Source organism: Hansschlegelia sp. KR7-227 (genome assembly GCF_049446035.1).
GTDB lineage: Bacteria > Pseudomonadota > Alphaproteobacteria > Rhizobiales > Methylopilaceae > Methylopila.
Genome location: NZ_JBMSEA010000001.1, coordinates 1,159,219 through 1,178,654 on the forward strand (window position 1 = coordinate 1,159,219; position 19,436 = coordinate 1,178,654).

The window sequence follows — 19,436 nt, forward strand, 5'->3', positions numbered from 1 at the left end:
CGTCCTTGACCAATCTCCTAACCTCCAGAGGTCGGGTGGCCGACGCGTCGATCACTCTCTCGTGCAGAGTAAGCTCTCGCCGTGTGTCCGACGCCGTGCAACCTTCGCGTGAGTGGGCAATTCACGGAGCGCACGACCATGTCGCGACTTCCTAAAACTGATTACGACCGCTTTTACCTCGCCGAGGACTTCGCTGTCGCTGCGGACGAAGAGCCGAGGGACTACATCGGCGACGACGGGCGCAATCGTTGGGTGGGCAGTCGGATCGGTGATGTCATTGAGGGGCTCGGAGCCGCAGACACCTTGTATGGGATGGCGGGCGATGACACGATCCGAGGCGGCGACGGCAACGACCTGATTTACGGGGGAGGCGGAGCTGACATTCTTCGCGGCGAAGATGGCCGAGATCGGATTTTCGGCGGATCGGGCGTCGATTTTATTTATGGCGGCAAAGGAAATGATGTCCTGACGGGTGGTTCAGATCGAGACTACTTTGATTATAGAGTAACTCCAGGGACGGGAATCGAAGATCATAAGTTTGGTAAAGATATAATAACAGATTTTGAAGTCGGAGTAGACAGAATCCGCCTAGGTAGCGGCGATCCAAAACTAGAACGACCGTACTTTTTTGATAATTTTGCCGATGTCATCGCACACTCGTATGAAGATCAGGCTGGAAATGTCATAGTTCGCTACAACAGTAATAATTTTATCCGCCTAATTGGGGTGGGTAAGGACGAGCTATCCGCAGAAGATTTCTTGTTTGGAGCGTCTTAAAGGCATAATCGAACTACGCGGATACTATGGAACTTACAAGCCGCTCGTCTTCAGGCAACCGGGTCGCGTCCCGACTTCAGCACGGCTCGCGACACGTCCCAGGATTGCCGTGCGCCGGACAGGGATAGGGACAGGGTAGAGTAGGTGTCGTTGAAGTCCGTGGCGGAAGGGGTGGGATTCGAACCCACGGTGGAGTCGCCCCCACGGCGGTTTTCAAGACCGCTGCCTTAAACCACTCGGCCACCCTTCCGCGTCGGGCGCTCGCCCGTGCGCGATGTTTAGCGCCGCGTGCAAGTCCGCCGCAACCGGCGCGACGCCGGTCCGGCGCACGCGAGCCGGCCGGCTGGGGAACGCGACGCTTCATTCTGGGGGACGACGCTTCATTCTGGGAGACCAAAGCGGCGAGAGGCGGTCTCCCAGGCGCAGCTTCGCCCTTAGTTCAAATTAAAGACAAATTTACCACGCCGCATTTGCGCCTTAATTTGACCGCTTGGTTGTCGCGTAAGCGTGGCGAGACGGTGACAGTTTCGTCAAACGACAACGGGGCGGAGGCGCGGCGAACGAGAGCCGCAGGCGGCCGGGCGGACCCTTTTCGGGGCCGCGCGAGCGCCGCTCGCCTTCGAAGGGGACTGAACGCATGGCTCGCGACGGCTCGTTCCACGGCTCCATGCGAGACTTCTCCCGCTCTTCAAAGACCTCCATCGCCTCAGTGTTTCCTGATATTCGCGGCCGAACGATCGCGGTCGGCGCCGCCTGCGCCCTGCTCGGCGCTTGCTCCGCTCACGACAGCCGCCAGGCCGCAACCCCGGGGCAGGCCGCGCTTGCGGCCGCGTCGCCCGTGGCGCTGACGACCGAATCCCGCGTGAAGGGAACGGAATCTCCTGCATCGACCGTGCCTTTGCCGACGCCCAAAGGCGCGGCGGCGTCGGCCGGCGGAGCTGCGAAATCCGTGGCGACGTCTCCGACCGTGGCCTCGGCGCAGGGCGGGCGGCGGGCAGGGCGGCTCGGGAGCGGGCTCGCCTCCTGGTACGGCGCCGCGTTCCACGGCCGGCGCACGGCGAACGGCGAGGCGTTCGACATGCACGCCTTTACCGCGGCGCATCCGAACGTTCCGCTGCCGTCCTACGTCCGGGTGACCAATGTGACGAACGGGCGCTCGATCGTCGTGCGGGTGAACGACCGGGGGCCGTATCACCGCGGACGCGTGATCGACGTTTCGAAGCGCACGGCCGAGGTGCTGGGCTTCACCGGCTCGGGCGTCGGCAACGTCAAGATGGACTATATCGGCCGGGCGCCCGCGGGCGGCAGCGACGACCGCAGGCTGCTCGCGAGCTACCAGGAGTTCGGCCATCCCGCGCGGCCCCAGGGCGAGCGGATCGCGGCGCTCGCGCCGGTTCCCGACGCCGCGCTGGCGGCGGAGGCCGCCGGCGGAGCGAGCCCGGCCGCGGCGATCCTGGTCGCCTCGGCGCCGCCGGTCCGCCCCGCCCCGCCGTCGGCCGCAGCATCTGGCGTCGTCGATCCCGCGCCGCTCGCCGTCGCCTATGTCGCGCCCCAGCCGCTGATCGCCACGCCGGCGGCCGCCGCCGCGCGCGCGGTGACACGGGCCGCGACCGCGCCTCGGCCGGCCCCGGCGAAACGCGTGATCGAACCGAGCGAGCCTGTGCTCGCAAGCGCCGCGCCCGCGCTGCGGACGATTCCCAGCGCGCCGCAGGAGCCGGCGTCCGCGCGCGCGGACGTCTCGCAGCGGATCGCCGCAAGCTTCGAAGGCTTCGGCGATCCTTCGGCGGTGAACACGCTCGACGCGTTCCGCTAACCCTGACGCGAGACCGCGATCGGGCGAACCCTCGCGTCGATTGTGCGGGACGCTCCGTCGGCGTAATCTCATGCGGCGTAGGGCGAGGCGTGGCGTGACGATGTTCTGGTTCTTCGGCGCCGCCTCAAAGCGGCTCGCATCCCTCATCGCCGTCGCCGCGGTCGCGGCGGTTTCGCTTGAGCCCGTGGCCGCCGCGCCCGCCAAGGCCGCCACGCCGACGGACGCGCCGATCGCCTTTCTCTACGACGTCGCCTCCGGCGCCACGCTGTTCGCGAAGCAGGCCGATCTGCCGGCGCCGCCCGCGAGCATGGCGACGCTGATGACGCTCGAGCTTGTCTTCAAGGCGCTACGCGAGGAGAAGCTCCGGCTGAGCGACACGCTGAAGATCACGGAAGACGCCTGGCGGCGCGGCGGCGCGCCCTCCGGCAGTTCGACGATGTTCGCGAAGCTGAAGTCCGAGGTGCCGGTCTCCGACCTGCTGCGCGGCGTCATCGTCCAGGCCGGCAACGACGCGGCCATCACGCTCGCCGTCGCGCTCGCGGGCTCGGAGCCGGCCTTCGCCGAGGAGATGAACCGCCGCGCGAAGCAACTCGGCCTGGCGCGCTCGACCTTCCGCAACGCGACCGGCCAGCCGGATCCCGAACAGAAGATGACGGCCCGCGACATCGCCATCCTGGCGGCCCACCTGATCGAGGCCTATCCCCGGGAATACAAGATCTTCGCGGAGCCCGAATTCACCTGGAACAAGATCACCCAGCGCAACCGCAATCCGCTGCTCGCGGACTATCCGGGCGCGGACGGCCTCAAGACCGGCTTCACCGCGGACTCCGGCTACGGACTGGCGGGTTCGGTGCTGCGCGACGGCCGGCGGCTGATCATCGTGCTCAACGGTCTCGAGACCGCCAAGGCCCGCGCGGAGGAAGCCCGCAAGCTGCTCGACTGGGGATTCACCGCCTTCGCCCAGCGACGGCTGTTCGAGGCCGGCGCGCCTGTGGCGGACGCCCGCGTGTTCGGCGGGACCTCGCTCTACGTGCCGCTGGTCTCGATCCAGCCCATCGATCTGCTCACGCCGAAGGGCGACGAGAGCCGCGTCGCGGCGCGCGTCACCTATGACGGCCCGCTGCGGGCGCCCATCGCCAAAGGCGACAAGGTCGCGACGCTGAGGGTGTGGCGGGGCGACACGCTGACCGTCGAGACTCCCCTGGTCGCGGGCGCGGACGTCGCCGAAGGCGACCTCGGACGGCGGGCGTTCGACGGCGCCCTCGAACTGGTGAGCGGACTGGTCGACACCGTCGCCGAACGGATCTGATGGCCGGGCGCTTCGTCACCTTCGAAGGCGGGGAGGGCGTCGGCAAGTCGACGCAGATCCGGCGGCTGGCCGCACGCCTCGCCGCGACCGGACGGGAAGTCGTGACGACGCGCGAGCCCGGCGGTTCGCTGCGCGCCGAGCGCCTGCGCAAGACATTGCTGTCGGGCGCCGCCAAGCGCTTCGGGCCGTTCGCCGAGACGATCCTGATCGCGTCGGCGCGCGCAGATCACGTCGACGCGCTGATCCGTCCGGCGCTCGCCCGCGGCGCGATCGTGCTGTGCGACCGCTTCATCGATTCGACCCGCGCCTATCAGGGAGCGCTCGGCGAAGCGCCCGCGGACGCGATCCGCGACCTCGAGCGCGTGGCGGCGGCCGACGTCCGTCCGGAGCTCACTCTGATCCTCGACGCGCCCGCCGAGACCGGGCTCGCCCGGGCCCGAAGGCGGGGCGGGGAGGGGCCGGCCGACCGGTTCGAGGCGGAAGACGTAGGCTTCCACGAACGGCTGCGGCGGGCTTTCGTTGCGATCGCGCGGGCGGAGCCGGAGCGTTGCGTACTGATCGACGCGACCAGCGACGAAGATCAGGTCGAGCGTCGGATCTGGTCCGTCGTCGCGCGGAGGCTCGGCCTCGATGCGGCGGCCATGGCGCCCGGCGCATGACGCCGGATCCCGACGCGCTTCCCGAGGCCGACCGCCGGGAGGGCTGCCCGCATCCGCGGGAGGTCTCCACCCTTGTGGGTCATGGCGAGGCCGAGCAGGCGCTGCTGTCCGCCTACCGCTCGGATCGCATGCATCACGCCTGGCTCATCTCCGGTCCCGAAGGAATCGGCAAGGCGACGCTCGCCTACCGCATGGCGCGCTTCGCACTGGCCCATCCCGAACCGCTCGGCGCGGACGTCGCGGCGGCGACGTCGCTTTTCGTGCCTGAGGAGCACCCGGCGGCGCGACGGGCGGCGCGGCTGGCGCATCCCGACCTCTTCGTCCTGCGTCGTGAATGGAACCCGGACCGCAAGGCTCTCGGCGCTGAAATCCGCGTGCAGGACGCGCGCCGGGCGGTTTCGTTCTTCGGCTCCACCGCCGGGGAGGGCGGCTGGCGGGTGTGCGTGGTCGACACGGCCGACGACATGAACGGGGCCGCCGCGAACGCCCTTCTCAAGGTGCTGGAGGAGCCGCCGGCGCGCGCTCTCTTCCTGCTCGTGAGCTCGACGCCGCGCATGCTGCCGGCTCCCGTGCGCTCGCGCTGCCGCGCGCTCCGTTTGGCGCCGCTTTCCGCCGCCGAGACGCTCGCCGTGCTTCAGACCCTGCCGGAGGCCGAGGACCACGATTCCGAAGCGCTCTCCGGCGCCGCGGAGCTGGCGGAGGGCAGCGTGGCGCGCGCTTTGTCCCTCTTGGCGGGCGACGGCGTAACGCTCCGCCGCAAGGTCCACGATCTGCTCGAGCGTCTTCCGACCGTCGACGTGAAGGCGACGCACGCTTTGGCCGAAGACCTTTCGAAGCGCGGCGCGGAGGAGCGCTTCGCGCTGTTCGTCGCCCTGATCGGCGACTGGCTGCACGATCGCGTCCGGGCGGGGGCCGAAGTGCGGGAGCCGCGCCTTGCGCGCGTGGCGGAGCTATGGGAGAAAACCGCCCGCGCAGCCCGTGAAATCGAGGTGTTCAACCTCGATCGCCGGCCCTTCGTCATCGAGACGCTGACAGAGCTCGCCGGCCTCTCGCGCCGTTGACGCCGGCTTCGTCGTAACCGGAACCCGCGATGCCGGACCAGAAGACGCCCTATTACGTCACGACCGCCATCGCCTATCCCAACGGCGTCCCGCATATCGGGCACGTCTACGAAGCGATCGCGACGGACGCGATCGCGCGTCACCACCGGCTCGCCGGGCGCGACGTGCGGTTCCTGACCGGCACGGACGAGCACGGTCTGAAGATGGCGCAGACCGCCCAGCGGGAGAGCGTCTCGCCGCTCGCCTGGGCGACGAAGAACGCCGCCTTGTTCAAGGCGATGGACGAGCGCTACGACATCTCCTTCGACCGCTTCATCCGCACGACCGACGAGGACCACTACGCCGCGAGCCAGGAGCTGTGGCGCCGCATGGCCGCGAACGGCGACGTCTATCTCGGCAAATACGAGGGCTGGTACTCCGTCCGGGACGAGGCCTATTTCGACGAGAACGAAACGACGGTCGGAGAGGGCGGAACGCGCCTCGCTCCGACCGGCGCGCCAGTCGAGTGGGTGGTCGAGGAAAGCTACTTCTTCCGCCTGTCCGCCTACCAGGACCGGCTGCTCAGGCTCTATGAGGAGCAGCCCGGCTTCATCGGTCCGGACACGCGACGGAACGAGGTGCTGGCCTTCGTGAAGCGCGGCCTGTCGGACCTGTCGATCAGCCGCACCACCTTCGACTGGGGCGTGCCCGTGCCGGATGATCCGAGGCATGTGATGTATGTCTGGGTCGACGCGCTCACGAATTACCTCACCGGCGCCGGCTTCCCGGACGAGAGCTCCGACCTCTGGCGCTACTGGCCCGCGGACCTCCACATCATCGGCAAGGACATCATCCGCTTCCACACGGTGTTCTGGCCCGCCTTCCTGATGTCGGCCGGGCTCCCGTTGCCCAAGCGCGTGTTCGCGCACGGCTTTCTCTACAATCGCGGGGAAAAGATGTCGAAGTCGGTCGGCAACGTCGTCGACCCCTTCGCGCTCGCCGACGGCTACGGCGTCGACGCCGTGCGCTACTTCCTGCTGCGGGAGGCGCCCTTCGGCCAGGACGGCAGCTACAGCCACGACGCGATCATCGGCCGGATCAACGCCGACCTCGCGAACGACCTCGGCAATCTGGCGCAGCGCTCGCTCTCGATGATCGCCAAGAATTGCGAGGGCAGGGCGCCCTCGCCCGGCGCCTTTTCAGAGGCGGACGCCGCCATGCTCGCCTCCGCGGACGGGCTGCGGGCGAAGGTCGACGCCGCATTCCAGGATCTGTCTCTGCACGCCGCGTTGTCGGCGATCTGGGCGGTCGTCGCCGACGCCAACCGCTACTTCGCCGGCCAGGAGCCCTGGGCGCTGAAGAAGACGGATCCCGAACGCATGGCGACCGTTCTCTACGTCACCGCCGAGGTGGTCCGGCAGGTCGCGCTGCTGACGCAGCCCTTCATGCCGGGCGCGGCCGCCAAGTTGCTCGATCTGTTGGGCTCAGGCGTGACCAAGCGCGGTTTCACGTCGCTCGGGGAGGGCGGGCGGCTGAAGCCCGGCACGCCCCTGCCCGCGCCTCAGCCGGTGTTCCCGCGCTATGTCGAGCCGGCGCCGGAGCCTCAGCCGTGACCCCGCTCGTCGACAGCCACTGCCATCTCGACTTCGACGACTTCGCGCCCGAGCGTGACGCGATCGTGGAGCGGGCGCACGCGGCGGGCGTCGCGCTGATGGTGACGATCTCGACCCGGGTGCGCCAGTTCGAGCGCATCCTTGCGCTGATCGACCGTTATCCCGGCGTCTACGGCACGGTCGGCACGCATCCGCACAACGCCCATGAAGAACTCGACGTCACCGCCGACGAACTGATCCGGCTCGCCTCGCATCCCAAGATCGTCGGCCTTGGCGAGGCCGGCCTCGACTTCCACTACGACACCAGCAGCCCGGAAGCGCAGGAGCAGGGCTTTCGCACGCATATGGCGGCCGCCCGGGCGACGGGGCTTCCGCTCGTCATCCATTCCCGCGCGGCGGACGACAGGATGATCGCCGTGCTCGAGGACGAGATGGGGAAGGGCGCCTTTCCCGCCGTCCTGCACTGCTTCTCCTCCGGCGCCGAACTGGCGCGGCGCGGCGTCGCTCTCGGGCTCTACGTGTCGTTCTCCGGCATCCTCACGTTCAAGCGGTCCGACGAGCTGCGCGCGATCGCGGCCGACGTGCCGGCCGACCGGCTGCTGGTGGAGACCGACGCGCCCTATCTCGCGCCGGAGCCTTTTCGCGGCCGGCGCAACGAACCCGCCCACACGGTGCGAACGGCGGCTGTCCTGGCCGCGATCAAAGGCTGGAGCGAGGACGAAACGCGTCGCACGACCACGGACAATTTCTTTCGTCTTTTCAGCAAGACGCCGCGATCCGCTCTTGTGGGTCCGAAAGCCGCGGACGCTGCGTGAGCCTCGCCGTAACCATCCTCGGCTGCGGCTCGTCCGGCGGCGTCCCGCGGGTGGCGGTCGGCTGGGGCAAATGTGATCCGGCCGAACCGCGCAACCGGCGGCGGCGCTGCGCGATCCTCGTGGAGAGGATCGCGCCGTCGGGCGTTACGCGCGTGCTGGTGGACACCGGACCCGACCTTCGGGACCAGTTGCTGTCGGCCGAGATCACCGCGCTCGACGGCGTGCTCATCACCCACGACCATGCCGACCACACCCACGGCATCGACGATCTGCGGCCGCTCGTCATCCATATGCGCCGGAAGATCGAGGCGTGGTCCGACGAGGCGACCGCCGACGTCCTGCGCAGCCGCTTCGGCTACGTGTTCGCATCGCCGCCGGGCAGCGACTATCCGCCGATCCTGACCGACCGCCGACTCGAGGTCGGCGTTCCCGTGGCGATCGAAGGCGCCGGCGGGGTCGTCGAGGCGCTGCCCATCGATCTGATGCACGGCCCCACGACGCACGCTCTCGGCTTCCGCTTCGACGACATCGCCTACACGCCGGACCTCAACGCGATTCCCGACGCTTCCGCGCCCGCCCTGGAGGGCCTCGACGTCTGGATCGTCGACGCGTTGCGGGACACGCCGCATCCCACGCATTTCTCGCTCGACGAGGCGCTCGAGTGGATCGAGCGGCTGAAACCGAAGCGCGCCGTGCTGACGAACCTTCACACAGACCTCGACTACGCCACGCTGAAGCGCCGGCTGCCTGCCAAGGTCGACGTGGCCTATGACGGCATGCGGATCGAGGCGGCTTGAGCTGTCGGCGTCGCCGGTCCGTCAACCGGCCAAGCGGACGATCCCATAGTTCCATAATATATCTTATGCGACTCGCGGGTCGGCGATGAAGAGCGTGCTTTTCCTTTGCAGCCGCAACCGTCGGCGCAGCCCCACCGCAGAGCGCATCTTCGGTGGCCGGGCCGATCTTGAGGTCGCGTTAGCCGGCCTCGCCCCGGACGCGGACGAGCCGGTGTCGCCCGAGCATCTCGCCACGGCGGAGCTGGTCTTCGTGATGGAGAAGATCCACCGCTCCCGGCTGATCCGACGATTCAGGCCCTATCTCCGCGACACGCGGATCATCTGCCTCGACATCCCAGACGAGTACGAATTCATGGACCCGAGGCTGATCGCCCTGCTTGAGGTTCGGGCCGGTCCGCACCTCCGCTGAACCGGCCTCTTGACCCCGCTTGCGGGTCGGGCCAGGTCGGGCGACGCATCGCCCTCGGGGAACGCCCATGACGCCGTCGAAGGACATCGCGCGCCTGATCGAGATCATGGCCGCGTTGCGAACGCCCGTGACCGGCTGCCCCTGGGATCTGGAGCAGAGCTTCGCGTCGATCGCTCCGTTCACGATCGAAGAGGCCTACGAAGTGGCCGACGCGATCGAACGCGGCGACATGGCCGATCTCCGGGACGAGCTCGGCGACCTTCTGCTGCAGGTCGTCTATCACGCCCGGATGGCCGAGGAGACCAGCGCCTTCGCCTTCGGCGACGTCGTGGAGGCGGTGACGGCGAAGATGATCCGCCGGCACCCGCACGTGTTCGGCGACGCCCGCGATCTCCCGGCCGCCGAGGTCGAAAAGCTCTGGAACGCGATCAAGGCCGACGAGAAGGCGCTCCGCTCGGCCGCGCGGGGCGGGGAGCCGGCGGCGGCCTCCAGCCTGCTCGATGGGGTGACGAGCGCTCTGCCCGGTCTCACGCGCGCCGTGAAGCTTCAGGAGAAGGCCGCAGCCGTCGGCTTCGATTGGGATGACGTCGCGCTGGTCGTCGGAAAGGTCCGGGAGGAGATCGACGAGGTCGCGGAGGCCGTCGCCTCCGGCGACCGCGACGCGATGGAGGACGAGATCGGCGACCTGCTGTGCGCCATCGCCAATCTCGCGCGCCACGCCGGGGTCGATCCGGAAGCCGCGGTCCGGCGCTCGAACGCCAAGTTCGAACGGCGATTCCGGGCGATCGAGGGGGCGCTGAAGGCGCGGGGCTCGTCGCCGGCGGACAGCACCCTCGAAGAGATGGATGCGATCTGGAACGAAGCCAAGCGCGCGGAGCGCGTCCGCACGGAGTAGGGCGCGCCCTGCCCCGCCTAGCTGTCGCTCGCCCGCCTGCCCGGACGCGCCGGCGCGCGCTCAGGCACGGGGGGCCCGGGCCGGGGCGCCGGTCTCGGGAGCCGGCCGTCCAGGAAGCTCACGACGCGGGCCATCGCCGCGCGCGCCTCGGGCAGGAAGAGCGCGAAGGCGTGCCAGACATGCGGCATTCGCTCCCAGACATCGAGCTCGCTCGCGACGCCTGCGGCGACCAGCGCCGCGTGCAGCCTGACCGCGTCGTCGAGCAGGATCTCGTCGCTGCCGCAGTGAATCAGCGTCGGCGGCAGGCCGGAGAGATCGCCGAAGATCGGGGACAGCAGGGGGTTCGTGACGTCCAGGCCCGGCGCATAGGCGTCGACGACGGACGGAAAGCCGCGGACATGGAGCAGCGGATCGAGCGCGGCGTTCGTCTGGAAGCTGTCCCCGCTTCCCGTGAAGTCGGCGAAGGGCGAGAGGCCGACGGCTGCGGCCGGCATCGGATCCCCCTCCTCCTTCAGCCGAAGCAGCAGAGCGAAGACGAGGTTGCCGCCAGCGGAATCTCCTGCGATCGCAAGTCTCGACGGGTCGCCGGTCCGCGCCAGCAGCGCGCGGTAGACGGCGGCGGCGTCGTCGAGCGCCGCCGGAAACGGATGCTCCGGCGCAAGCCGGTAGTCCGGCACGACCACCTCCGCGCCGACTCCGCGCGCGAGCCGGCCCGCTATGCCGCGATGGGTCCGAGGGGAGCCCGAAACGAACCCGCCGCCATGCAGATAGAGGATCGCGCCGCGGACCGGCCCTCGCTGCGGGGCATGACGCTCGGCCATCACGCCGCCGGTCAGGACCTGCCGGCGCGTGACGCCGAAGGGCTGGTCGGGCGCGATGCGCGCGACCTGCTCCATGGATCGACGAATGCGCGCTATGTCCGGCGTCGCGTGAATGCGCGTCTTCACGGCGTAGCGCATGAAGATGCGCAGAAGCCGCGCCTGGGCGCTCAGGACCTCGGCGGCCGTGGTCCGGCCAGGTCCGTCGTCGGGAAAGTGAGCTGGACGCATCTGGCGAGAGAACCTAGGCGGCGCGTAGCCGCCGCGCGTGTGTCACTATGGAGCGTCGCCGCGGGCGGCGGCGAATCATCGATCCGGACTGCTTATGGCGAAGACCAATGACCTTTTTACGGGCGCGACGCCCGAAGCGCCGCGACGCGCCGCCGCACGCGAGAGCGCCCGCCCAAGCGCGCCGTCGTCGACGACCGCCGCGGAGGCCGGTTACACCGCGGCCGACATCGAGGTTCTGGAAGGGCTGGAGCCGGTGCGGCGCCGCCCCGGCATGTATATCGGCGGCACCGACGAGAAGGCGCTGCACCACCTCTTCGCCGAGGTGATCGACAACGCCATGGACGAGGCGGTCGCCGGCCATGCGACGTTCATCGGCGTCGACGTCACCGCCGACGGAGCGGTGTCCGTCACCGACAACGGTCGCGGCGTGCCGATCGACCCGCACCCGAAGTTCCCCGGCAAGTCCGCCCTCGAAGTCATTATGACGACTTTGCATTCCGGCGGTAAGTTCGACTCGAAAGTGTACGAGACCTCCGGCGGTCTGCACGGCGTCGGCATCTCGGTGGTCAACGCGCTCTCCGAGCGGCTCGACGTCGAGGTCGCGCGAAACCAGAAGCTCTACCGGCAGTCGTTCTCGCGCGGCCTCGCGCTCACCGGGCTCGAAGAGATCGGCCCGGTGCACAACCGGCGCGGCACCAAGGTGCGCTTCCTGCCGGACCCGCAAATCTTCGGCGAGCACGCCCGGCTGCAGCCCGCGCGGCTCTATCGGATGGCGCGCTCCAAGGCCTATCTGTTCTCAGGCGTGGAGATCCGCTGGACCTGCGCGGCCGAGCTGATCGACGGCGTCGAGAGCGTGCCGGAGAAGGCGACGCTGCACTTCCCGGGGGGGCTCAAGGAGTATCTCGCCAGCAGCCTCGTCGACCGTCAGCTCTCGGCCGAGATTTTCGCCGGCTCGCAGAACCGTCCCGGCGGTCATGGCGCGGTCGAATGGGCCGTCGCCTGGACAGACGACGGCGACGACGGCTTCTCCCGCTCCTACTGCAACACCATCCCGACGCCCGAAGGCGGCACGCATGAGCAGGGACTGAGGATCGCCCTCCTCCGCGGGCTGAAGGCCTACGCCGAGCTCACCAACGTGAAGCGCGCGTCGATCCTGACGGGCGAGGACGTGATGGCGGGCGCGGCGGCCATGCTCTCGGCCTTCATCCGCGAACCCGAGTTCCAGGGCCAGACCAAGGAGCGGCTCGCCACCGCGGAAGCCTCACGCATCGTCGAGACGGCGGTGAAGGACGCTTTCGACCACTGGCTCGCCGCCTCCCCCCAGCAGGCGAACCGCCTGCTCGAGAGCATCATCCTGCGCGGCGAAGACCGCCTGCGCCGGCGCCAGGAGAAGGACGTCGCGCGCAAGACCGCCACCCGCAAGCTGCGCCTTCCCGGCAAGCTCGCCGACTGCAGCCAGGCCGGGTCGAAGGGCTCGGAGATCTTCATCGTCGAGGGCGACTCCGCCGGAGGCTCGGCCAAGCAGGCGCGCGACCGCGCCACCCAGGCGGTGCTTCCGCTCCGCGGCAAGATTCTCAACGTGGCGAGCGCCGGCGCCGACAAGCTCGCGCAGAACCAGCAGCTCGCCGACCTGATGCTCGCCCTCGGTTGCGGGACCCGCAGCCGCTACTCCGAGGCCGACCTGCGCTACGACCGCGTGATCGTGATGACCGACGCCGACGTCGATGGCGCGCACATCGCCTCGCTGCTGATGACCTTCTTCTATCGCGAGCTTCCGGAGCTGATCCGGCATCGCCACCTCTATCTCGCCGTCCCTCCGCTCTACCGTCTGACGGTCGGCGCCGAGACGCTCTACGCCCGCGACGACGCCCACAAGGACGAGCTGCTCGCCAAGCGCTTCAAGGGCAAGAAAGTCGACATCGGCCGCTTCAAGGGCCTCGGCGAGATGATGCCGGCGCAGCTGCGCGACACCACGATGGCGCCCTCGAAACGCACTTTGCTGAGGGTCGCGATCGACGAGGAGGACGCCGAGGGCACGCGCGACGCCGTCGACCGGCTGATGGGCACGAAGCCCGAGGCGCGGTTCCGCTTCATCCAGGAGCGCGCCGCCTTCGCCGGCGACCTGATCGATATTTGATCGGGTGGGCGCTCAAAGCGCCCTCCCCGCCGCGCTTCCTCCGTCGGCGGCCCTATATGGCGTGGACGTTCCTCGACCCGACTGAGGAGACCCCCTTGCGAACTCACGTCATTCTCGCTGCGGCTTGCGCGCTCGCGGTAGCCGCGGCGGCCGCGCAGGCCCAGACCGCCGCCCCGCCGCCCGCGAACACCGCTCCGCCGGACAAGATCGACCCGGTCCCCGTCCAGCCCGACGCTTCGAAGCCGTCGGCGGCCGCCCCGGCCGCCTCCGCCGAGGACCCGCTGGGCGTGCGCTCCGACGTGTTCGTGGTTCGCGTCGCCGGCCCCTGGACATCCGAGGGACGGCAGGGCTTCTCGCGCGTCGTCGGCGTCAACGCTGGCGACCGCCAGCGGCTTTACGTGCAGTGGCTCTCGGAGCCGGACGGCGCGGTGGTCGAGACCAAGGAGCTCGTTGACGAGGAAGCGGCGAAGCTCGCCTTCGGCGACGTGCGCGCCGAACCGAGCGACACCGGGCTGTCGATGTTCCTCGACACGGCGCCCGACAAGGAGGGCCTGCGCGACACCTGGGTGTTGATCGTCGGCGAGCCCGGCGAGACGAGGTTCGGTCCCGCGACGAACTGACCGAGCCGTCGCCCGGCGCGCAGGTCGAGGCGAAGATGACGCGCAGATGTCAGCGGTGAAGGCTTCGGCTTCCCGCGATGTTCCGGCCGAGACGGTCGCCGCGCCCGTGCGATGTCGGGGCGGTCGTGACGCCGATCTGCGCCTTGCGATTGACAAACTTGGTCAAAAGCCTCATTTCCCAACGTAGATCGCAGACGCCGAGACGACCCTGAGGGCGTCCGAGGCGACGGCTCCTGGCGGCTCAGCCCGGCCCAACCCCGATCGCGTTGCTTTAAGGACGACATGACCTTTTCAGAACTCGGCCTCAGCCCGAAGGTGCTCGCCGCCGTCGAGGCGTCCGGCTACACCGAACCCACGCCCATTCAGGCGCAGTCCATCCCCCACGTGCTCGCGCGCCGGGACGTGCTCGGGATCGCGCAGACGGGCACGGGCAAGACGGCCTCTTTCACCTTGCCCATGCTGACGCTGCTCGAAAGCGGCCGCGCCCGGGCGCGCATGCCCCGCACGCTCATCCTCGAGCCGACGCGCGAGCTCGCGGCGCAGGTCGAAGAGAGCTTCGCGAAATACGGCCAGAACCATAAGCTCTCCATGGCGCTGCTGATCGGCGGCGTCTCCTTCGGCGACCAGGACGCGAAGCTCACGCGCGGCGTCGACGTGCTGATCGCGACGCCGGGCCGCCTGCTCGACCATCATGAGCGCGGACGGCTGCTGCTCAACGGCATCGAGATTCTCGTCATCGACGAGGCCGACCGCATGCTCGACATGGGGTTCATCCCGGACATCGAGCGCATCTGCAAGCTGATCCCCCCGTCCCGGCAGACGCTGTTCTTCTCCGCGACCATGCCGCCGGAGATCACCCGTCTGACCGAGCAGTTTCTGCGCAATCCTGAACGGGTCGAAGTCGGCCGCCCGGCGACCGCCGCGGTCACCGTGACGCAGCTTCTCGTCGCCGCCAGCGACGATCCGTCCGAAAAGCGGGACGCCCTGCGGCGCGCGGTCCGCGACGCGGACGCCTTCAAGAACGCGATCGTGTTCTGCAATCGCAAGCGGGACGTCGCCGTGGTCTACAAGTCGCTCCAGCGGCACGGCTTCAAGGTCGCGGCGCTGCATGGCGACCTCGACCAGCGCGCCCGCATGGCGGCGCTCGACAGCTTCAAGACCGGCGAGGTTGATCTGCTCGTCGCAAGCGACGTGGCGGCGCGTGGCCTCGACATCCCGGCCGTCAGCCATGTGATCAATTACGACGTCCCGCACCACGCGGAAGACTACGTCCATCGCATCGGCCGCACCGGTCGCGCAGGCCTCACCGGCGTCGCGATCACCCTCGTGGCGCCCTCGGACGCTAAGAACCTTCAGGCGATCGAGCGGCTGACGGATGTGCCGATCGCGTGGCAGGGCGAGCCCCTCGACCCCGGCGCGGCCGCCGAACGTCCGCGAGCCGCCGGCCGCGGACGCGCCGGAGCGCGTCGCCGGGAGGCTGCGCCCTCCGAGGACCGCGCAGCCCCGCCCCCGCGGGAGGCCGCCAAGCCAGCCCCGCGGCGGCGGCGCGCCCGGCCCGAAGCGGCGCCGGCTGACGAACCGGTCATGGCCGCGGCGGTCGAGCCGCGAAAGGCCGCCGAGCCCGCCCCCGTCGCCCGGACCCGGCGTCCGGAACCCGAGCGCCGTTCTCAGTCGACCGCGTCTGATGATCGCGTCGTGGGTCTCGGCGACCACGTTCCGGCGTTCCTGCTGCGGCCGACCCGTCTCGCAAGGGCTTAAACACAACCTTGAGAGCGTTAACGCAGCTTTTAGAGGCGTGCTACAAGTTGAACGGGCTCAGAGGGCGGCGTTAATGCTCGGCCGTCGCCGGGCGGACCTGGGGACAAGGTGCGTCGATGCCGGGGCTGAACGATTTTGATCGTACGATCGCTTTCAGCGACGCCGCGATTCACCGGCTGCGGTCACACAAGCATCCGGCTTATCCGCGCAACTACGAACTGTGGTACACTTACGCCACAGGCTACAACGCCGCGCTGAACCGGGCGATCAATCAGGCGCTCGAACGCGAAGCGACCATCTCCGAAGCCGAGCTCGACCTGCTTTACGAGACCTATCTGTCTCCGCTGCGACTGTCGGAGCGCGTCGACCACATCGGCGCCCGGATCCTGGCCGAGATCGCCGAGGTCACCGACCTCCTGAAGAACGCGCGCGAGTCGAGCAACGACTACGCGACGAGCCTGGAGTCGATCTCGACCGAGGTCGCCGGCCAAGGCGAGGCGAGTCAAGCGCTCGGCAACCTCGTCCGAAGGCTTCTGACCGAGACCGGAGCCATGGTCTCACGCACGCGTGATCTGGAGCGGCAGCTCGCGACCACGCAAGATGAGATGCAGGAGCTCCACAATACGCTGGAGGCCATCCGCGCGGAGTCGCTGACGGATCCGCTCACGGGACTTGCGAACCGCAAGTTCCTGCAAGGCACGCTCGAGCGTTCCCTCGCCGACGCCGCCACGGGACAGATCTTCTCGATCCTCATCATCGACATCGATCACTTCAAGACGTTCAACGACAATTACGGTCACCTCACCGGCGACCAGGTCCTCCGGCTGGTGGCGCTGGCGCTCAAGCAGAACGTCAAGGGGCAGGATCTCGCCGCCCGCTTCGGGGGCGAGGAGTTCGCGATCGTTCTGCCGGAGACGCCGATCTCCGGGGCGGCGGCCGTCGCCGAACGCATCCGTCGCGCCGTGATGGCCAAGGACCTCGTCAAACGTTCGACCGGCGAGCATCTCGGCCGCGTGACGGTGTCGATCGGGGTCGCGACCTGGCGCGTCGGGGATTCCGCGCAGACGATCATCGACCGCGCCGACCGCTGCATGTACGGCGCGAAGCGAAACGGCCGGAATCTGGTCATTTCGGAGGACGATCCGAGCGTCGCCGACGTTGCGCCGGTGCGCGTCGCCTGATCACGCCGCCGGACGACAGGGGCGGCGCGGCGGCCGCCCCTGTCCGCCCGAACGCTCACGCCACCTTGGCTTCGGCCCCGGCGTTCAAGGCGGGATAGTCGACATAGCCTTCGGCGCCGCCGCCATAGAGCGTCGCCTTGTCCAGTTCGGCGAGGGGCGCCCCGAGGCGGATGCGATCGACCAGATCCGGATTGGCGATGTAGGCCCGGCCGAAGGCCACCAGGTCCACGTCCCCGCCAGCCACGCGCTGCGCCGCCAGAGCCGGGTCGTAGCCGTTGTTGCCGATATAGGCGCCCTTGAAGAGCTTGCGGAGCGTCGCGAGATCGAAGCCGTTCTCCGGCTCGCGCGCGCCCTGCGTCTCGCCTTCGATGACGTGCAGATAGGCGACGTTCAGCTCGGAGAGACGCTCCACGGCGCGTTGGAAGAGAGGGCCGGGGTTCGAGTCCGCGATGTCGTTGAACGGGCTCAGGGGCGAGAGACGCACCCCGACGCGATCGGCCCCCACCGCGTCCGCGGCCGCCTTGGTCGCCTCGATCAAAAAGCGGACGCGGTTATCGATCGATCCGCCATAGGCGTCGGTCCGCGTGTTGGTCTTGTCCCGCAGGAACTGATCGATCAAATAGCCGTTCGCGGCATGGATTTCGACCATGTCGAAGCCCGCCGCGCGGGCGTTGGCCGCGGCCTTTCCATATTGCGCGACGATGGCCTTGATCTCGTCGAGCTCAAGGGCGCGCGGCGTCACCATGGGCTTGAACCCGGTTTCGGTGAAGGCCTGGCCTTCCGGCTTGATGGCCGAGGGCGCGACGGGCAGCCCGCCGCCCGGCTGCAGATCCGGATGCGAAATCCGCCCGACGTGCCAGAGCTGCAGCGCCATGCGGCCGCCCTTGGCGTGAACCGCCCCGGTCACGATCTTCCAGCCTTCAATCTGTTCGTCGGAGTAGACGCCGGGCGTCCAGGCGTAGCCCTGACCTTCCGGCATGATCTGGGTCGCTTCCGCGATGATCAGGCCCGCCGAGGCGCGCTGCGCGTAGTAGTCGGCGTTGAGCTGGCGGGGCGCAAGCGTGGCGTGATCGGCCCGCGAGCGGGTCAGGGGCGCCATGACGATGCGGTTTGGCAGATCGAGGGCGCCGAGCCTGAAGGGCTCGAACAGCGGCGCGACGGTCGGATCGGACATTCGGGTCTCCAAAGCACGTTTCGGGAGCGGCGACGCAGCGGCCGCCCGGGCGCTTCTGGAGATAAGGGCTTTTGCGGCGCAGCAAAGTCCCGGCGCCCGTTCTGAACGCAACGGCCTTCATGCGTCGGCGCCCGCGCCTCGACCCTCAGCGCTTGCGCAGCTTCACGCGACGGGCGACCGCGAGGGCGCGTTCGGCCCAGGGGGCGAGATCGTCCGGGTCGTCGAGCAATCGGGCGGGAATGAGCCGGTAGGACGTGATCACGCGTCGCCCTCCCCCGGTCTCGTACGAAAACGGCTCGCAGCCTTCCGCGTCGAACGCCGCGTCCGTCGTGGCGTCGGATTTGAGGTAGAGCGTGTCCCGCGCCTCGAGCGCGAACATGACGTCGCCCGAATAGACGCCAGTGCCCCCGAACATCCGCCGGCAGCGCACCGGACCAAGCCCGGCGAACAGCTCGGCGGCGCGCTCGGGGTCGAGCGCCATTACGCCACGGGCTGGTAGCTTTCGGGCAGCGCCGGCGTGATCGACACGGATTCGCCGCAGCCGCAGGCCGACACCTCGTTCGGGTTCTTGAACACGAAGCGCTGGGTCATCTTTTCCGTGACGAAGTCCATCTCCGTGCCAAGCAGGTAGAGGATCGCCTTCGGATCGATAAGCACCGTGACGCCTTTGTCCTCCACCACCTCGTCGGCCGGCCCCGGGGCGGCGGCGTAGTCGAGCGTGTATTCCATACCCGCGCACCCGCCGGTCTTGACGCCGATGCGCAAGCCCGCGATCGGCGTCTCCGACCGCTCGACGATCGAGCGGACGCGCGCCGCCGCGCGGTCGGTCAGGGTCAGTACTTTGGGGCGGGGACGTGTCGTCGCCATAAACCGGAACTCCTTGACGCGGCGCAGCCGTCGTCTGTCGTCGCAGTCACAAGATAGGCGCTTCCGTTCAGGGATGCGAGGGCGTCCTCGTCAGTAGGTCGCCCACACCTTCGGCGTCACCAGTTCGAGGAGATGGCCGTCAGGATCGCGGAAATAGAGGCTCACCCCGCCGCGCGGCCAGCGCATGCGTGCCTCGACGACGACGCCCTTCGCGGCGAGCCGCCGCTCCCAATCCGACAACGAGTCGACCGCGATGGAGAACGCCATGTGCAGCGGCCCCTGCCCGTCATGCGGCGGGATCACCCCGCCGGGGATGCGCTGCTCGACGGCCGACGCGCCGCGCTTGAACAGCAGCAGCACGCTTCGGCCGGACACGTCGAGAGCGACGAGCGATTCATTCGCGAACAGATGGGGGAAGCCGAAAAGATCGTCGTAGAAGGCGGCGGCGCGATCGAGATCGTCGACGTAGAGCGCGCTCTCCAGCACGCCGCCGACGGCCGGCGCCGCCTCGCCAGGCTCCTGA

Annotated in this window: 19 protein-coding genes and 1 tRNA gene; 14 read left to right on the top strand and 6 right to left on the bottom strand. The window is 68.9% G+C overall.

All coding sequences use genetic code 11. The annotated features are described in order from the left end of the window. Positions 1–138: 138 nt before the first annotated feature. Positions 139–777: a calcium-binding protein gene (locus ACO2RJ_RS05470; protein ID WP_423266974.1), complete on the top strand. Its 639-nt coding sequence runs from the start codon at positions 139–141 to the stop codon at positions 775–777. Positions 778–937: 160 nt separating this feature from the next. Here the strand turns inward: ACO2RJ_RS05470 and ACO2RJ_RS05475 are convergent. Next, a tRNA-Ser gene (locus tag ACO2RJ_RS05475) sits at positions 938–1,027 on the bottom strand. Between the two features lie 699 nt (positions 1,028–1,726). Here ACO2RJ_RS05475 and ACO2RJ_RS05480 point away from each other — a divergent pair. The 9 genes from ACO2RJ_RS05480 to mazG all read left to right on the top strand — a co-directional run bounded on the left by ACO2RJ_RS05480 (position 1,727) and on the right by mazG (position 10,127). Next, positions 1,727–2,590 carry a septal ring lytic transglycosylase RlpA family protein gene (locus tag ACO2RJ_RS05480; protein WP_423266975.1) on the top strand — a complete coding sequence of 288 codons (864 nt, stop codon included), beginning with the start codon at positions 1,727–1,729 and terminating at the stop codon, positions 2,588–2,590. Positions 2,591–2,690: 100 nt separating this feature from the next. Then, a complete protein-coding gene (locus tag ACO2RJ_RS05485) occupies positions 2,691–3,899 on the top strand; it encodes a D-alanyl-D-alanine carboxypeptidase family protein (RefSeq protein WP_423268912.1) in 1,209 nt (402 codons plus the stop codon). After that, complete coding sequence (tmk, locus tag ACO2RJ_RS05490) at positions 3,899–4,558, top strand: dTMP kinase (RefSeq protein ID WP_423266976.1); 660 nt, start codon at positions 3,899–3,901, stop codon at positions 4,556–4,558. The genes ACO2RJ_RS05485 and tmk overlap by 1 nt, the downstream gene beginning before the upstream one ends. Further along, positions 4,555–5,619, top strand: a complete 1,065-nt coding sequence (locus ACO2RJ_RS05495; protein ID WP_423266977.1) for a DNA polymerase III subunit delta' — start codon at positions 4,555–4,557, stop codon at positions 5,617–5,619. Before tmk ends, ACO2RJ_RS05495 begins: the two co-directional genes overlap by 4 nt. A 29-nt stretch (positions 5,620–5,648) precedes the next feature. Next, complete coding sequence (gene metG / locus ACO2RJ_RS05500) at positions 5,649–7,211, top strand: methionine--tRNA ligase (RefSeq protein ID WP_423266978.1); 1,563 nt, start codon at positions 5,649–5,651, stop codon at positions 7,209–7,211. Then, positions 7,208–8,026, top strand: a complete 819-nt coding sequence (locus tag ACO2RJ_RS05505; protein ID WP_423266979.1) for a TatD family hydrolase — start codon at positions 7,208–7,210, stop codon at positions 8,024–8,026. The genes metG and ACO2RJ_RS05505 overlap by 4 nt, the downstream gene beginning before the upstream one ends. Beyond that, a complete protein-coding gene (locus ACO2RJ_RS05510) occupies positions 8,023–8,823 on the top strand; it encodes an MBL fold metallo-hydrolase (RefSeq protein ID WP_423266980.1) in 801 nt (266 codons plus the stop codon). Before ACO2RJ_RS05505 ends, ACO2RJ_RS05510 begins: the two co-directional genes overlap by 4 nt. A gap of 85 nt (positions 8,824–8,908) precedes the next feature. Then, positions 8,909–9,232, top strand: coding sequence for a low molecular weight protein tyrosine phosphatase family protein (locus ACO2RJ_RS05515; RefSeq protein ID WP_423266981.1), 324 nt, complete (start codon positions 8,909–8,911; stop codon positions 9,230–9,232). Between the two features lie 67 nt (positions 9,233–9,299). Beyond that, a complete protein-coding gene (gene mazG, locus ACO2RJ_RS05520; RefSeq protein WP_423266982.1) occupies positions 9,300–10,127 on the top strand; it encodes a nucleoside triphosphate pyrophosphohydrolase in 828 nt (275 codons plus the stop codon). A 17-nt stretch (positions 10,128–10,144) separates the two neighbouring features. On the opposite strand, the gene ACO2RJ_RS05525 is transcribed toward mazG, so the two are convergent. After that, positions 10,145–11,176 (bottom strand): alpha/beta hydrolase, encoded by a 1,032-nt coding sequence (locus ACO2RJ_RS05525; RefSeq protein WP_423266983.1) that lies wholly within the window; start codon positions 11,174–11,176, stop codon positions 10,145–10,147. A 94-nt stretch (positions 11,177–11,270) separates the two neighbouring features. On the opposite strand from ACO2RJ_RS05525, the gene parE reads away from it, so the two are divergent. The 4 genes from parE to ACO2RJ_RS05545 all read left to right on the top strand — a co-directional run bounded on the left by parE (position 11,271) and on the right by ACO2RJ_RS05545 (position 16,872). After that, entirely contained in the window at positions 11,271–13,313 is a 2,043-nt protein-coding gene (gene parE, locus ACO2RJ_RS05530) for a DNA topoisomerase IV subunit B (protein ID WP_423266984.1), read from the top strand. Positions 13,314–13,369: 56 nt separating this feature from the next. Beyond that, a complete protein-coding gene (locus ACO2RJ_RS05535; protein WP_423266985.1) occupies positions 13,370–13,933 on the top strand; it encodes a hypothetical protein in 564 nt (187 codons plus the stop codon). A gap of 282 nt (positions 13,934–14,215) precedes the next feature. Then, complete coding sequence (locus ACO2RJ_RS05540; protein WP_423266986.1) at positions 14,216–15,691, top strand: DEAD/DEAH box helicase; 1,476 nt, start codon at positions 14,216–14,218, stop codon at positions 15,689–15,691. A gap of 116 nt (positions 15,692–15,807) precedes the next feature. Next, entirely contained in the window at positions 15,808–16,872 is a 1,065-nt protein-coding gene (locus ACO2RJ_RS05545) for a GGDEF domain-containing protein (RefSeq protein WP_423266987.1), read from the top strand. A gap of 55 nt (positions 16,873–16,927) precedes the next feature. Here the strand turns inward: ACO2RJ_RS05545 and ACO2RJ_RS05550 are convergent, their stop codons facing one another. The 4 genes from ACO2RJ_RS05550 to ACO2RJ_RS05565 all read right to left on the bottom strand — a co-directional run bounded on the left by ACO2RJ_RS05550 (position 16,928) and on the right by ACO2RJ_RS05565 (position 19,399). Further along, positions 16,928–18,046, bottom strand: a complete 1,119-nt coding sequence (locus ACO2RJ_RS05550; protein WP_423266990.1) for an alkene reductase — start codon at positions 18,044–18,046, stop codon at positions 16,928–16,930. Between the two features lie 145 nt (positions 18,047–18,191). Further along, complete coding sequence (locus tag ACO2RJ_RS05555) at positions 18,192–18,527, bottom strand: TfoX/Sxy family protein (RefSeq protein ID WP_423266991.1); 336 nt, start codon at positions 18,525–18,527, stop codon at positions 18,192–18,194. Then, positions 18,527–18,913, bottom strand: a complete 387-nt coding sequence (locus tag ACO2RJ_RS05560) for a HesB/IscA family protein (protein WP_423266992.1) — start codon at positions 18,911–18,913, stop codon at positions 18,527–18,529. The genes ACO2RJ_RS05555 and ACO2RJ_RS05560 overlap by 1 nt, the downstream gene beginning before the upstream one ends. A 90-nt stretch (positions 18,914–19,003) precedes the next feature. Then, positions 19,004–19,399 (bottom strand): VOC family protein, encoded by a 396-nt coding sequence (locus ACO2RJ_RS05565; RefSeq protein ID WP_423266993.1) that lies wholly within the window; start codon positions 19,397–19,399, stop codon positions 19,004–19,006. Positions 19,400–19,436 lie beyond the last annotated feature (37 nt).